12 protein-coding genes and 1 tRNA gene are annotated in these 13,375 nt (G+C 69.0%); 7 read left to right on the forward strand and 6 right to left on the reverse strand.

The window, feature by feature from the left end; all coding sequences use genetic code 11:
• The first annotated feature begins 20 nt into the window (after nucleotides 1–20).
• The 6 genes from HT134_RS37560 to HT134_RS37585 all read left to right on the forward strand — a co-directional run bounded on the left by HT134_RS37560 (nucleotide 21) and on the right by HT134_RS37585 (nucleotide 5,046).
• On the forward strand, nucleotides 21–677 hold the full coding sequence (locus HT134_RS37560; protein ID WP_175605245.1) for a DUF2637 domain-containing protein: 657 nt from the start codon (nucleotides 21–23) through the stop codon (nucleotides 675–677).
• On the forward strand, nucleotides 674–991 hold the full coding sequence (locus tag HT134_RS37565) for a hypothetical protein (protein WP_175605246.1): 318 nt from the start codon (nucleotides 674–676) through the stop codon (nucleotides 989–991). The genes HT134_RS37560 and HT134_RS37565 overlap by 4 nt, the downstream gene beginning before the upstream one ends.
• Before the next feature lie 715 nt (nucleotides 992–1,706).
• Nucleotides 1,707–3,059, forward strand: a complete 1,353-nt coding sequence (locus HT134_RS37570; RefSeq protein WP_175605247.1) for a replication initiator — start codon at nucleotides 1,707–1,709, stop codon at nucleotides 3,057–3,059.
• Complete coding sequence (locus HT134_RS37575) at nucleotides 3,056–3,238, forward strand: helix-turn-helix domain-containing protein (protein ID WP_175605248.1); 183 nt, start codon at nucleotides 3,056–3,058, stop codon at nucleotides 3,236–3,238. Before HT134_RS37570 ends, HT134_RS37575 begins: the two co-directional genes overlap by 4 nt.
• Nucleotides 3,238–4,476 (forward strand): site-specific integrase, encoded by a 1,239-nt coding sequence (locus tag HT134_RS37580; RefSeq protein WP_175605249.1) that lies wholly within the window; start codon nucleotides 3,238–3,240, stop codon nucleotides 4,474–4,476. Before HT134_RS37575 ends, HT134_RS37580 begins: the two co-directional genes overlap by 1 nt.
• A 162-nt stretch (nucleotides 4,477–4,638) precedes the next feature.
• Nucleotides 4,639–5,046, forward strand: a complete 408-nt coding sequence (locus HT134_RS37585; RefSeq protein ID WP_175605250.1) for a hypothetical protein — start codon at nucleotides 4,639–4,641, stop codon at nucleotides 5,044–5,046.
• Nucleotides 5,047–5,142: 96 nt separating this feature from the next.
• On the opposite strand, the gene HT134_RS37590 is transcribed toward HT134_RS37585, so the two are convergent.
• From HT134_RS37590 to HT134_RS46395, 5 genes are all read right to left on the reverse strand, one after another.
• Nucleotides 5,143–5,215, reverse strand: a tRNA-Thr gene (locus HT134_RS37590).
• Between the two features lie 20 nt (nucleotides 5,216–5,235).
• Entirely contained in the window at nucleotides 5,236–6,207 is a 972-nt protein-coding gene (rlmB, locus tag HT134_RS37595; protein WP_175605251.1) for a 23S rRNA (guanosine(2251)-2'-O)-methyltransferase RlmB, read from the reverse strand.
• Nucleotides 6,208–6,454: 247 nt separating this feature from the next.
• Nucleotides 6,455–7,144, reverse strand: a complete 690-nt coding sequence (locus HT134_RS47910; RefSeq protein WP_175605252.1) for a winged helix-turn-helix transcriptional regulator — start codon at nucleotides 7,142–7,144, stop codon at nucleotides 6,455–6,457.
• Nucleotides 7,145–7,148: 4 nt separating this feature from the next.
• Nucleotides 7,149–7,985, reverse strand: coding sequence for an alpha/beta fold hydrolase (locus HT134_RS37605; protein WP_175605253.1), 837 nt, complete (start codon nucleotides 7,983–7,985; stop codon nucleotides 7,149–7,151).
• 49 nt (nucleotides 7,986–8,034) lie between these two features.
• A complete protein-coding gene (locus HT134_RS46395) occupies nucleotides 8,035–9,486 on the reverse strand; it encodes an LLM class flavin-dependent oxidoreductase (protein ID WP_246366270.1) in 1,452 nt (483 codons plus the stop codon).
• A 1,293-nt stretch (nucleotides 9,487–10,779) separates the two neighbouring features.
• Here HT134_RS46395 and HT134_RS46400 point away from each other — a divergent pair.
• Complete coding sequence (locus HT134_RS46400; protein ID WP_175605254.1) at nucleotides 10,780–11,586, forward strand: hemerythrin domain-containing protein; 807 nt, start codon at nucleotides 10,780–10,782, stop codon at nucleotides 11,584–11,586.
• A gap of 396 nt (nucleotides 11,587–11,982) precedes the next feature.
• On the opposite strand, the gene cysS is transcribed toward HT134_RS46400, so the two are convergent.
• Nucleotides 11,983–13,374: a cysteine--tRNA ligase gene (gene cysS / locus HT134_RS37620; RefSeq protein WP_175605255.1), complete on the reverse strand. Its 1,392-nt coding sequence runs from the start codon at nucleotides 13,372–13,374 to the stop codon at nucleotides 11,983–11,985.
• Nucleotide 13,375 lies beyond the last annotated feature (1 nt).

Raw genomic sequence — 13,375 nt, forward strand, 5'->3', positions numbered from 1 at the left:
CCGAAGGGAGGTGCCCTGCCATGAACCACATCCGCGCCCGGCTGGTCGACACCGGTCCCGTCGTCGTCCTGGCGGTCATCGCCGCTGTCGGGTCCTTCACCCACATCAGCGATCTGGCCGCTCGGCACGGACAAGTCGGCTGGCAGTCATGGGCGGTCGCCGTGTGCATCGACCTGATGTGCGTCATGGCTGCCCGCGAACTCCAACGCGACAAGCGCACCGGCCGCCACCGATGCGGCTTGATGTCCTGGCCCGCACTCGTGCTCACCGGCGGCATCGTCCTCACCCTGGCAGCGAATCTCGCCACCGCCCGGCCGACCGTGTGGGGCTGGATCACCGCCGCCACACCTGCCGTGGCCTTCCTGGTTTCGGTGTCGATGCTGGAACGCCGCGCCTCGCACCGTCCAGAGAGGCCGGCCGCTGCCGAGCCCGCAGAGACCGACGCCGAGATCGCTCAGGCCGTACATGTCGACCCCGTCGAACTGCCCTCGGCCGAACGCGAACCCGAACCCGCCGTGTCCCCGGCGCTGCTGGCCTACGCCCGCCGTCTGGCCGGCGACCACCACACCAAGCACCACCGGCCCATCACCGGCGACCAGCTCGCCATCCGCATGCAGGTCTCGACTGACGTGGCCAACGACCTGCTCACCCTGATCCGAAGGGAACCCGTCGCATGAACCACCACGACCTCATCATCGAGGCCGCCCGCTCCTGGGCCCGTGGCTCCTGCCCGATGGAAGCCGCCGTGGAGCTGCTGATCCACCACGGCACCTGGCTACGCCGATCGGACTTCCAGACCCTCGCCGTGGACCTGGAGGAACCGTTCGCGGTCATCGACTGGCAGGCCGTCCACAACGCCCTCACCCGCGGCCAGCTGCCCTGCTCACGCGGAGAGGACGCCATGCTTCGCATCGCCCTCTCGATCGCCTACGCCCTGCCCGTCGAGCTTGGCCCGGCGCTCACCATCCTGGATTCGACCAACCTCGGCTAGGTCGTGGCCGCCGTCCGCCACGCCGCCGGCAACCGCGCCGCTTGGGTCCCGGTACAGGGCGGCCCCGCATGAATCACCTGTACTTGCCGCCGCTGCCTGGGCTCCGGCACCATCACCGCCTACCGCAGCCAGCCCCAGCCCACCGGCCCGACCCTCGTCATCGAGACCACGGAGACCTGCCCCACCTGCCAAGGAAAGGGCACTCGATGACCACCGTGTGCGAACGGGCCAAGGTCGCCCTCCGTGCCGACTGATGCGGCATCCACCCGTGACCCGCTTACCGTGCCCGTTCTGCGCCTGCTGCGCCCGATACGGCTGCGACTTCGACGGAGACCCGCCCGACTGCGACACCACCACACCCGACCAGCCCTGCCCGTGCACAACACAAGGAGGGGAACCCCAGTGATCTCCGCCTACGCCTGCGCCACCTGCAACGGCACCGGCCTGTACGACGACGACACCTGCCGCGACTGCTCCGGCACCGGCATCGACAACCAGAACTGACCAACGACGCCACCACGGGACGGCTCAAGCCTGGCAGCCCGCCGTCCCCGTGGGGCGTCACCCTCCGCACTCAACGAAGGAACTCCAGTATGCGCGACCGGCCCTGCCCGGAATGCGACGGATACGGCTCCGTCCGCGTCCGCTCGATCCAAAGCCACCTTCTGATCATCGTCTACTGCCCGAGCTGCGAAGGCAGCGGAGAGGAGGCCCAATGACCGAAACGCCCGCACAGCTCGGCGACCTCATCGGTCCGGTCATCCGGGACCTGGCCCGCCGCTCCAACCACGACGTCACCCGATGGCTACACCAGGTCGACCGACTCCGCGGCTGCACCGACCCAATCCGCCTGACCGGCGAATCCGCCGTCCTGAACGGCACCACGGGCGAAGTCCTGAACGCCTACACCACCCGCGACGAACCACACGGCCAGCTCCTCGTCCGCTGCGGCAACCGCCGCGCCTCTCGCTGCCCAGCCTGCGCCGAGACCTACCGCCAAGACACCTTCCACCTCATCCGCGCGGGCCTGCTCGGCGGAGACAAGGGGGTTCCCGAGATCGTCCGCACCCATCCCAGAGTCCTCGCCACGCTCACCGCCCCGTCCTTCGGCCCCGTCCACCAGGGTCCTGACAAGGACGGCACCGCCAACGTCTGCCATGCACGCCGTACCGGCCCGTCATGCTTCACCCGCCACCACCAAGGAGACCCGACCATCGGCCAACCGCTCGACGCCGACAGCTACGACTACACCGCCCACATCCTGTGGAACGCCCACGCCGCCGCCCTGTGGCACCGCTTCACCGTCTACCTCCGCCAGCACCTGGCCGCCACCACCGGCCTGACCCGCAAGGAGTTCGCCCGCGTCAGCCGCCTGTCCTTCGCCAAGGTCGCCGAGTACCAGGCAAGGGGCGTCGTCCACTTCCACGCCGTCATCCGCCTCGACGGCCGCGACGGCGACACCCTCACAACCCCGCCCACCTGGGCCACCCTCGACCTGCTCACCACCACGATCCACTCCGCCGCCCAAGCCGTACGCCTGCCCGCCCCGCGAACCGGCCACCCACTCACCTGGGGCACCATCGACGTCCGCCCGATCCGAACCGCCGGCCCCAGCACCCTGTCCGAAGCAGCCGTCGCGGGCTACATCGCCAAGTACGCCACCAAGGCCGCCGAGACCTCCGGCACCCTGGACCGCCGCGTCACCCACCACGACCTCGCCCGCCTGCACACCCACGGCGTCACCGACCACGCCGCCCGCCTGATCCGCACCGCCTGGGACCTCGGCAACACCGAAACCCATCCGGACCTGGCCCCGCTGCGCCTGCGGCAATGGGCCCACATGCTCGGCTTCCGAGGCCACTTCTCGACCAAGAGCCGCGCCTACTCGACCACCCTGACCGCCCTGCGGCGCGTCCGCGTGGAGTACCGCGAGGCCCAAGAGCTGCAACGCCTGCCGTACGACCCGACCAGCACGCTCGTCCTTGCCCACTGGAAGTACGCCGGGCAGGGCTTCACGCCGGGCGAATCCGCCCTCGCCGCCACCGTCAACGGAGAGGGGCACGCATGACCGCTGACCTCCTCACCGTCCCGGAAGCGATGGCCGTGCTCAAGGTCAGCCGTTGGACCCTCTACAACCTGATCCGCTCCGGCGAGATCACATCCATCCTCGTCGGCACCCGCTGCCGCCGCATCCCGTCGTCCGTCCTGGATGCCTACGTGACCCGTCTTTGTGAGGAGGCCGCCTGATGAGCAAGCGATCGAACGGTGAAGGCTCGATCTTCCCGTACAAGGGCGGCTGGGCGGGCTACGTCTGGGTCACCACCCCGGCCGGCAAGCGCACCCGCAAATGGGCCTACGGCAAGACCCGCGAGGAGACCCACGAGAAGTGGCTCAAGCTCCATGACCAGGCCCGCAGCGGCCCCGTGGCCACCAGACACGAGACCGTCGCGGCCTTCCTCAAGCGCTGGCTCGCGGAGGTCGTCGAACCCAACCGGGAACCGACCACATACGTCGCGTACGAACCGCTCGTGCGGCTGTACATCATTCCCGGCCTGGGCAGGAAGCGGCTCGACAAGCTGACCGTGCGCGACGTGCAAGCCTGGCTCAACACACTGCCCACTCTCTGCACCTGCTGCGACCAGAAGAAGGACCACAAGCGCCCCGAGGCCAAGCGCCGATGCTGCGCCATCGGGAAGTGCTGCAAGGGCTACCCAGCCCGCTTCACGATCATCGGCATTCGTCGCACTCTCCGAGCAGCCCTCGGCCACGCCATCCGCGAGGAGCTGATCTCGAAGAACGTCGCGGCGCTGACCACACTGCCCAGCGCCAGCAAGACCAAGAAGAAGCGTCAGCAGGTGGTCTGGAGCGTCGATGAGGCCCGTCGCTTCCTCGAACACGTCCAGGACGATCCGCTCTACGCCGCGTACGTGCTCGTCCTCGTCCTTGGCCTGCGGCGCGGGGAAGTGCTCGGCCTGGCATGGGACTGCGTGGATCTCGACGCCGAAGAGCTCCACATCGCCCGGCAACTCACCAGAGTCGGCGGCCAGCTCCTGCACAGGGACAAGACCAAGACCGACGACTCGTCCGCCTCGCTCCCACTCCTGGGCCTGTGCGTCTCGGCCCTGAAGCTGCGTCGCGAGCTGCAAGACCAGGCCCGCGAAAAGGCCGGCGACAAGTGGAAGGACTCAGACCTGGTGTTCACCACGAGATACGGCACGCCCATCGAACCACGAAACCTTAACCGCGCCTTCGAGGCCCACTGCAAGAACGCCGGTGTCCCACGCATCCGCTTCCATGACACCCGGCACACCTGCGCCTCGCTCCTCGCCGCCCTCGACGTCCATCCACGCGTGGCCATGCGCATCCTCAGGCACTCACAGATCAGCGTGACCATGAACGTCTACACCCAGATCCCGAGTCCAGAGACACGCAAGGCACTCGACCGACTGGCGCAGAGCCTGGGCACTGGCGAGCAGGGGGAATGAGTGCCGTTCTCGTTACTTGATCGTTGATCAGGCAGAGGTACGTGAGCGCTCCGCCTCTCGGCGGAGCGTTTGCTATTCACGAAGTGGCAACATTTATGCAAGCCTTGCCGCTTTTACGTGATCATGTCACTCCATCAGCCGCGATCGCGAAGGAGTCATGCCATGTGGTCGGTCATAGTGGGCGCGCTGAGTGCCCTTGCTGGCGTTGCGCTCGGTCAGTTCATGCAAGGGCGGCGGGAGGCTCAAGGGCGCTCCTATGACCATCGGAGGGAAGCACACGTAGATTTCCTCAAGAGCTTCGACCACTACTGGGACATCGCAGCACGTCACAACCCCTACGACGAAGGCCCGGCGCCGTGTGACTTCGAGGCAGACGACTTCGATGGACTGTACAAGCGGCTTCTCACCGTGCGGGTCTTCGCATCTCCCTCCACTCATCGCGCGGCCGAAATGGCGACCAAGGAACTCATGGCCTTCTTCGGAGCGAATGGCAAAGGCGATCAAGGACCGCTCTCATCAGCGTTCGATGAATACCTGCGATTGATGCGCAAGGAGCTAGGTGTGCAGTGAGCGGCAGGTATCCACTGAACGCGTTGCTGTACGGCGCTGCTGTACGGAGATCACAAAGGCCCTCCGGGATCATCCCGAAGGGCCTTTGAGCTGCAGAGCCGACGAGGGGAATCGAACCCCTGACCTTCTGTTTACAAGACAGATGCTCTGCCGATTGAGCTACGTCGGCACGGCCTACCAGTGTAGAGCCTAGCGACTCCTGTGACGAGCGGCCTCGTACAGCGCCACTCCCGCCGCCACCCCCGCGTTCAGCGACTCCGCCGCCGCGCGCATCGGGATGCGGGCCACCACGTCGCAGTGCTCGCGCACCAGCCGGGACAGGCCCTTGCCCTCCGAGCCGATGACGACCACGAGGGGCTCCGTCAGCAGGTCGACGTCGCCGATGTCGGTGCGGCCCTCGCCGTCCAGGCCGATCACGAACAGGCCGGCGTCACGGTACTCGCGCAGCGCGGCCGTGAGGTTGGCGGCGCGGGCGACCCGCAGGTTGGCGAGCGTCCCCGCGGACGTCTTCCAGGCGCCGCCCGTGACGCCCGCCGAGCGGCGCGAGGGGATGAGCAGCCCGTGCGCCCCGAACGCGGTGGCCGAGCGGGCGATGGCGCCCAGGTTGCGCGGGTCGGTCACGCCGTCGAGGGCGACGATCAGCGGCGCCTCGGCCGCGTCCTGGGCCAGTTCGACCAGCTCGGACGGATGGGCGTAGTCGTAGGCCGGGATCTGGAGTACGAGACCCTGATGCACGGCGCCGTCGGTGAGGCGGTCGAGCTTGTCGCGCGAGGACTCCAGCAGGGCGATGCCGCGCTCGGCCGCGATCTTGATCGAGTCACGGACGCGGTCGTCGTTGTCGATGCGCTGCGCGACGTACAGGGCACTGGCCGGCACCCCGGCGAGCAGCGCTTCCAGCACGGGATTGCGGCCGCCGATGTACTCGGGCGCGTCCTCCGAACGCCTCTGCCGGGCCGCGGCCGGGCGCCGCGCGCCACCGCCGCCGCCACGCTCCTCGCGGGCGACGCGTTCGGCGCGCGCCTTGTCCTTGTACCAGTGGCGCATCTCGGCGGGTGGGGTCGCGCCCCGGCCCTCCAGGCCGCGGCGGACCTGACCTCCGGTGCCCTTGGTCGGGCCCTTCTTCTTCGCGGGCCTGCCCGACGCCCTACCACCAGCTGCCATGCCATCAAGGGTACTGGCGGGCACGACCCACTCATGCCCGCTCGCTTCGGCCCTGTGCCTGTTCGTCCCGCGACTGGGGGCCGGGTTTCTCCGGAGCTATCCGGGTTCCTCCGAAGCTACCCGGGTTCCTACGGGGCTACCGGGCGCTGGGACTCCAGCGTCCTCTGGCATCTGGGGCGCCAACGTCCTCTGGTGTCTGAGGTCTGGGTCTGGGGTTCGGCCTTCTCTGGTGTCCGGGGCTTCGGCGTCAGGTCTCCTGGGTCGCCTGCTCGTACCTGGACTGCGGCTGGGGCAGCCGGAACAGCGACTTCAGCTGCCCGACCGCTGCCGTGTCCCCTGAGACCCGTACGACCTCGTGCCTGATGGCGTCCGCCAGCGTCCGCTCCCCCGCGGCGAGCTCCGCCAGCGTCTCGTCGTCCATCTCGATCACGACGTCAGGCTGCTGCGCCGCCCCCAGCACGGTCTCGATCGTCCCGTTCTCGACCCGCGCGTAGAAGATCTCGTCCGCGATCCGGAACTCGTACACCGCCCTCACCCCCGACGCCGCCTCTGCGTCGAAGCACGCTCGCAGCCCGAGCACCGCCCAGCCGGCCCGGAACGCCTCGTCCTCGCGGCGCTCGCCCATGGCCCATTTCATCCCCCACCGCGCGAGCGCGAGCACCGCGGGGCCCAGCTCGGCGCCTGCCTGCGTCAGGGCGTACGCGGGGGTGCGGGCGGGCGGCGGCAGCACGACCTTGCGGACCAGGCCCTCACGTTCGAGGTGTTTCAGACGTGCCGCGAGCAGTCCCGTGCCGAGACCGCGCAGGCTGCTCTGCAGGTCGCCGAAGCGCTTGGGCCCCGTCAGGAGCTCGCGCACGAGCAGCAGCGTCCAGCGCTCCCCCACGATGTCGAGGGTCCGGGCCGTCGCGCAGTACTGGTTGTACGTCCGCTGATCCACTTCTTCACTGTAGCTCTGGCGCTTCCCGATTCTGAACCTGCGGGATGTCGAGAAGGTAGCGGGCGACCGTCTCCGGATCCGTGACCATCACGTCGTGCGGCGCGTCGACGGGCATCGTCCGATACCCGAGTTCCTCGGCCAGCCGGTCGAAGGGCAGGCTTTGCGGGCGGCAGTAGAGGGCGGTGCCGGGGACGCGGTCCACGGCGCCGGTGAGGGTCGTCGTGTCGGTGAACGTACGGAGCGGGTGAGGGCGCAGCCTCGGCTGCAGCCACGCGACGTCGTCGGGTTCGGTGACGCCGTACAGCGCGGGCGCCGGCGCGGGGATGAGGCCGCTCTCGTCCGCGGCGGCGCGGATCCTTTCCGCGAACGCCTCGGGCGTCAGGGTGAACAGCCCCGACCCGTCCGGACCGACCCAGGCGTCGATGAGGATGAGGTGCTCGACGCGTTCGGGCCTGCGGTCAGCGGCTTGCCGTACGACGAGGCCCGCGTAGCTGTGGCCGACGAGGATGACACGGCCGGGTTCGGGGGCGGATGGTCCAGGTGTGGGGAAGACTGTTCGCGAGGCTCGCGCGACTGTCCGTGAGGTGCTCACGGATGTGTGGGGAGTATGTGCGGGGCTTTCAGGCGTTGCGGCGTCGCAAGTGGGTGCGGCGAAGGTGGACGGCTCAAGTGCGTCCAGCGCCGTGATCACTTGCTGTACATGCTCGTCCAGCCCGGTGGCGGGCGTGGCGGCGAGGTCTATCGTGACGGCGCGGGCACCGGCTCGTTCGAGCAGCGGCACGACGCGGTCCCAGGCCGTGGGGCCGTGCCAGGCGCCGGGCACCAGGACGTACGTGGTCATGATGGTGTTCCTTCCTGTCGTCGGCAGGTCTCGGTTCCTGCCGGCTCGGCTACGCATGTCGTACGAGCGGCAGCACCTGGGCGGCGAACTCCTCCATGGCCGCCCGGTGATCGTCCACGGCCAGCCGGATGACCACGTGCCGCGCCCCCGCCTCCACATACGCCTGCAGCCAGGCGGCGGCGTCCTTGGGCGTCCCGGCGAACATCGCCTGGATGCCTTCCACGACCTCCAGAGGCGCGTTGTAGTAGCGCTCGATGCTGGTACGGAGGCGGAGGCGGGCCCGTTCGGGGTCGTCGTCCAGGCAGATCGTGGCGTACAGGGCGGGGGTCGGGGCGTCGTGCGAGCCCCGGTTGTGAAGGTCCCTGCGGTCGCTCCGGTCACGGTCGCCGTGGTGGCCTAAGTCGCCGCGGGCGCTCCGGCCAGGTCCGCCTTGGCCGCCACGGTCTCCACCGTCCCTTCGGTGACTGGTTCCGCTCAGGTCGCTGCGGTCGTTTCGGCCGCTTCGGTCGCTTCGGTCGTTGGAGAGGGCGTCCGCACGATGTCCCTTCGCGCGGGGCGGCTCGGACGCGTTCTGGGCGTCGGGGCGGCGAGTGTCCCGCGTTGCCGTGTCGCCTGGGTCGCGTTCTTCCGTATCGCGGGAGCCGCCCGTCTTCAGGGAGGCCGACCGTTCTGCAGTGATGGATGTCCATTCGTTGGCGTACGTCCGAGGGTCCGGCGGATACGGGAGCCAGCCGTCCGCGATCCTCGCGACGCGTCGCAGCGCGGCGTCGGAGCCGCCCCCCGCCAGCCAGATCGGCGGACCTCCTCGCCGGGCCGGTCTCGGGGCGAGGCGTACGTCGCGGAAGGAGAAGTGCGTCCCCTGGTACGAGACCTCGTCCTCGCTCCAGAGGCGGCGCATGGCGTGGATGGCCTCCTCCATGCGGCTGACCCGGCGCTTGAAGCCGACGCCGATCGCCTCGAACTCGGCCTCGGTGTTCGGCGTCGGGAAACCGGCGCCCATGCCCGCCACCAGGCGCCCTCCGGACATGAGGTCCAGCGTGGCCAATTGGTGGGCGAGCAGGATCGGGTGCCGCAAGGCGGGCAGCAGCACCGCTGTACCCAGCGTGACGCGCTCGGTGAGTGCCGCGGCGGCGGCCAGCACCAGCAGCGGGTCGGCACGCGGACGCGTCACGGGGCTGTCTCCCGCCCAGACCGAGTCGAACCCGAGCTCCTCCGCCAACCGTGCCTGATCGACCAGGGAGGTGAGGTCGCGATCATCCATGACCACCCAGTCCCGGGTCGGCAGCAGATAGCCGATCCGCAGCTCAGCGACTTGGGGCGGAGCCACATTCAACGTGTCGTCGGGTGCCGCGTCGTCGGTCTCGCCGGGTGCCCTGGTAGGAGCCGCTCCATCAGCGTTAGGGGGCGCCTCATCGGGTGCCGGGGCGCGCGTCTCGCGGGGCGCCCCGTTGAGGGTCACCTTGGTGGTGCTGTCGAGGTTGCTGTCCTTGCCGTCGCCCATGACGCTCCCCCTCACTCCAAGCTCTGAGCAGATGCCACGATCTTAGAGCAGATACTTCTCGTTTTTGAAGTAGAAGCTTTGAAGTCAGGTAGATAGGCCTCCATCTATGTCAGGTGGCGAGCGAGGCGAGAGCCGTAGGGCGGAGCGTGGCTTGGAGGGAACAATCCGCAGGTCAAAGGCCGTTGATAGTGGATGTGAGTGCTACCGGACAGTGGTGGATGCGACTGGTTCGGGTCGGTCGGGGCTCACCGTAAACACCCGTCCGCGTCCCCTGTGTGGGCTGCCGGTGAGTGTGCCAAGGGGCATGCGTGGGCGACGTGGCCCAGTCGGTTGGGTGTGGCGGTCTCACCTGCAGCCGTCTTCAGAGCCATGGCTGGGGGTCGAGGGTGCGCCACGGTGCACAAGCAAGCCAAGAGCGGCGCACACAGTAGGCCCCGCTTGATCTGAGGACAGGTCAGGCGGTCTTGGCTTGAGGCCGGACGAAGGCGCTCGCTTCCGGACGAGGAGGTCTGTGCGCCCCAGCATGGGACTGAACGGGGATCTGACCGGATTTCAAGGGTGGCTGCTCTGGCGGGTTCGAAGGAGCAGGGCGAGGGCCCAGTGGGATCTGAAAATGGATCCGGCGGGCGACGGAAGTCCGGCTTTTCGGCGGTCAGGCTCAAGCCTGGGACGGCTGCTCCAACCTGGCCCTGTTGGGCTCCGGCTTGGGACGGCCGGGCTGCGGCTTGGGACTGGTGGGCTTCGGCTCAGGGCCGACGGGTCTTGTTCGCCTACATCGAGACATATCTGGTGGCAGGTCGTCGATCCTGGACGATCACAAGGAATACGACAAATGGGGACACATATTACTAAATCTTCACTGAAGCCACTCCGAGTAGGAGGAGTCGGTAGACGAGACAAGAGGGAAGGTCATTTATGACGTACATCCACAAGAACGGCGATGTGGGCATCGCGCGACATGTGCGTGAAGGTTCACAGCTCTCTGATGAGAGGTTCGCGGACGAAAGTCAGGCGCGGAAAAGGGTCGCGGACGCGAGGCTTGTCGACGCAAGAGTCATGGATGGAGGCGGCCCAAACCAGGTCGACTCAGGCCAGGGCCGCTCAGCCCAGGGCGGCTCACCCCAGGGTCCCTCAGCTCACGGCCGCTCGCCCCAGGGCGACATGGGCCAGGGCATCCCAGGTCAGAACGTCACAGGCCGGAGCGTCGCGGTCCACCACTCAGGGGGAGCCGATGTCACCGTTCCCCGGCTCATTCATCGTTCTCTACGTGACGATCTCCACAGGCTGGCCGACGTGATCGGCGGGCTGGCGGACGCCGTCGAGGCGAGCGCCGTGCCACCGACCTCGCCCGTCGTGGCCGACTCCATGCCTACCCCCGCCAGCAGCGTGTTCCCCGCCCAGTCCCCGCGCACGCCGACGGTTGCGCCCACATCCCCGGCCGCCCAGCCCAAGCGCACGCCGTCCCGGCTGGTGCTGTCTCGCCGGACGCCGAAAGCATCTGGACAGTCCCAGCGGGCGCCGGAGGTGCCCCTGGTGTCCCGGCGGCGGGCTGTGGCCGTGCGGGACTACGTCACGCTCCTCTGTGAGGAGATGGACCGGCACCACGAGTGCGCGGAGCGGATCCTGTGGCCGATCGTGGCCGAGTCCGCCGGCGCCGCCATCGACATACGTCCGTACCTGGAGAGCCGCGACGCCCTGACGCCGATCCTGGCGGGGCTGCGGGCGGCGGCCGACCAGTTCGCCGATGATCCCGAGTCGGGCGCGGCGCTGCTCGCGGCCCTGCTGCGGGTGGTCAGGGACCGGATCGACGAGCACGTCGGCCACCTGGACCAGGACGTCCTGCCGCTGATCACCCGATACGTCTCCGCCGAGGACTACGCGGTGGCATCGCGGCGGATGCGCTCCACCATCGCCCCGAACCGTGTCGCCTGGGTGCTGCCCTGGGCGGCCCGGCTGGCGACCCCCGAGGAGCGTCACCGGCTCATGCGCGAGGCCGGGGCGGGCAGGCGGGCGCTGCTGGCGATGTCCGGGCGGGCGTACGTGCGGCTGGAGCGCCGTGTGTTCGGCCCGGCGATCAGGCACTCGCACTCCTGCTCCTGACCGCGGCACCTGAGCCGGCAGCCTGCCGGGCGGCAGGGAGCAGGTGGGAACGACGATCAAGGAGCAGGTACAACGCCAAGGAACGGGCGGGACGAGGAGCAAGCGGGCAGCCCCCGAGCGAACGCACCACCAAGCGAGCGGCCCCCAAGCGAGCGGCTCCCGAGCGAGCGGCCCTAAGAGCGACCCGAGCGAGCGGACCAGGCGGGCGGCCCCTCACGCGGGCGATGGCAAGGGGCGGGCGAGAGCCTCCGGCCGCGCCGGCCCCAGAATTGCTTCCCCGAGCAACACGCTGGGTGTCGCAGAGAGCGCGCTCAGACCGCATCGAAAAGCCCGGACGCCCCCAAAAGGAAACGTCCGGAAGGAAACGTCCGGGCTAGATCGCGTGCCGTCGAGAGCTCAGCGGGAGAGTTCCCACCGCGCCCCGTGCGGCGTGTCCTCGACCGTGATCCCCGCTGCCGCCAGCTGGTCCCTGATCGCGTCCGCCGCCGCGTAGTCCTTGCGCGCCCGCGCCGCCGCACGCTGCTCCAGCGCCACCGCCACCAGCGCGTCCACCACCGGCTTGAGGTCGGACCCGGCGGAGCGCCACTGGGGCGAGCGCGGGTCGAGGCCGAGGACGTCCAGCATGTTCTGCGTCTCGGCCAGCAGCCGCGCCACGGCCTCCTTGTCGCCGTGCGCGAGCGCCACGTTGCCCTCGCGCACCACCTCGTGGACGACGGCGAGCGCCTGAGGCGTGCCCAGGTCGTCGTTCATCGCGTCGACGAACGCCTGGGGCAGCGGCGCGTCGGCGTCCACGTCGTGGATGACCTCGGCCGCCCGCGTCACGAACCCCTCGATGCGCTGGTAGGCCGCCGCCGCCTCGCGCAGCGCCTCCTCCGAGTAGTCGATCGAGGAACGGTAGTGCGGCACCGCCATGTAGTAGCGCAGCTCCACCGGCCGTACCTTCTGCACCATCTCGGGGATCAGCAGCGAGTTGCCGAGCGACTTGCTCATCTTCTCGGCGCCGATCTTGACCAGGCCGTTGTGCATCCAGTAGCGCGCGAACCCGTCGCCCGCCGCCTGCGACTGGGCGATCTCGTTCTCGTGGTGCGGGAACGTCAGGTCGATGCCGCCGCCGTGGATGTCGAACGTCGGCCCGAGGTACTTGGTCGCCATCGCCGAGCACTCCAGGTGCCAGCCCGGCCGGCCCAGCCCCCACGGCGTGGGCCACGTGGGCTCGCCGGGCTTGGCGCCCTTCCACAGCGCGAAGTCGCGCGCATCGTGCTTGCACGACTCGTCGTCGGTGTCGGCGGCCGGCCGCATGTTCTCCAGCTTCTGGTTGGAGAGCTTGCCGTACTCGTCGGCGTACGAGACCACGTCGAAGTAGACGTCGCCGCCGGAGGCGTAGGCGTGGCCGCGCTCGATCAGCCGCTCCATGAGCGTGATCATCTCGGGCACGTGCCCGGTCGCGCGCGGCTCGACGGTGGGCGGCAGGCAGCCGAGCGTGTCGTACGCCCAGGTGAACGCACGCTGGTTGCGCTCGGCCACCACGAACCAGGGCACGCCCTCCTCGGCCGCCACCCTGATGATCTTGTCGTCGATGTCGGTGACGTTGCGGCAGAACGTCACGTCGTACCCGGAGCGCAGCAGCCAGCGCCGCAGCACGTCGAAATTCACGCCTGAGCGGATATGCCCGATATGCGGCGGAGCTTGCACGGTTGCGCCACACAGGTAAATCGACGCCCGGCCGGGTTCCAGCGGAACGAATTCTCGAACGGCGCGTGTGCTGGTGTCGTACAAGTGCAGGCTCACG

Source organism: Nonomuraea rhodomycinica (genome assembly GCF_013363995.1).
In the GTDB taxonomy this organism is placed as follows: Bacteria; Actinomycetota; Actinomycetes; order Streptosporangiales; family Streptosporangiaceae; genus Nonomuraea; species Nonomuraea rhodomycinica.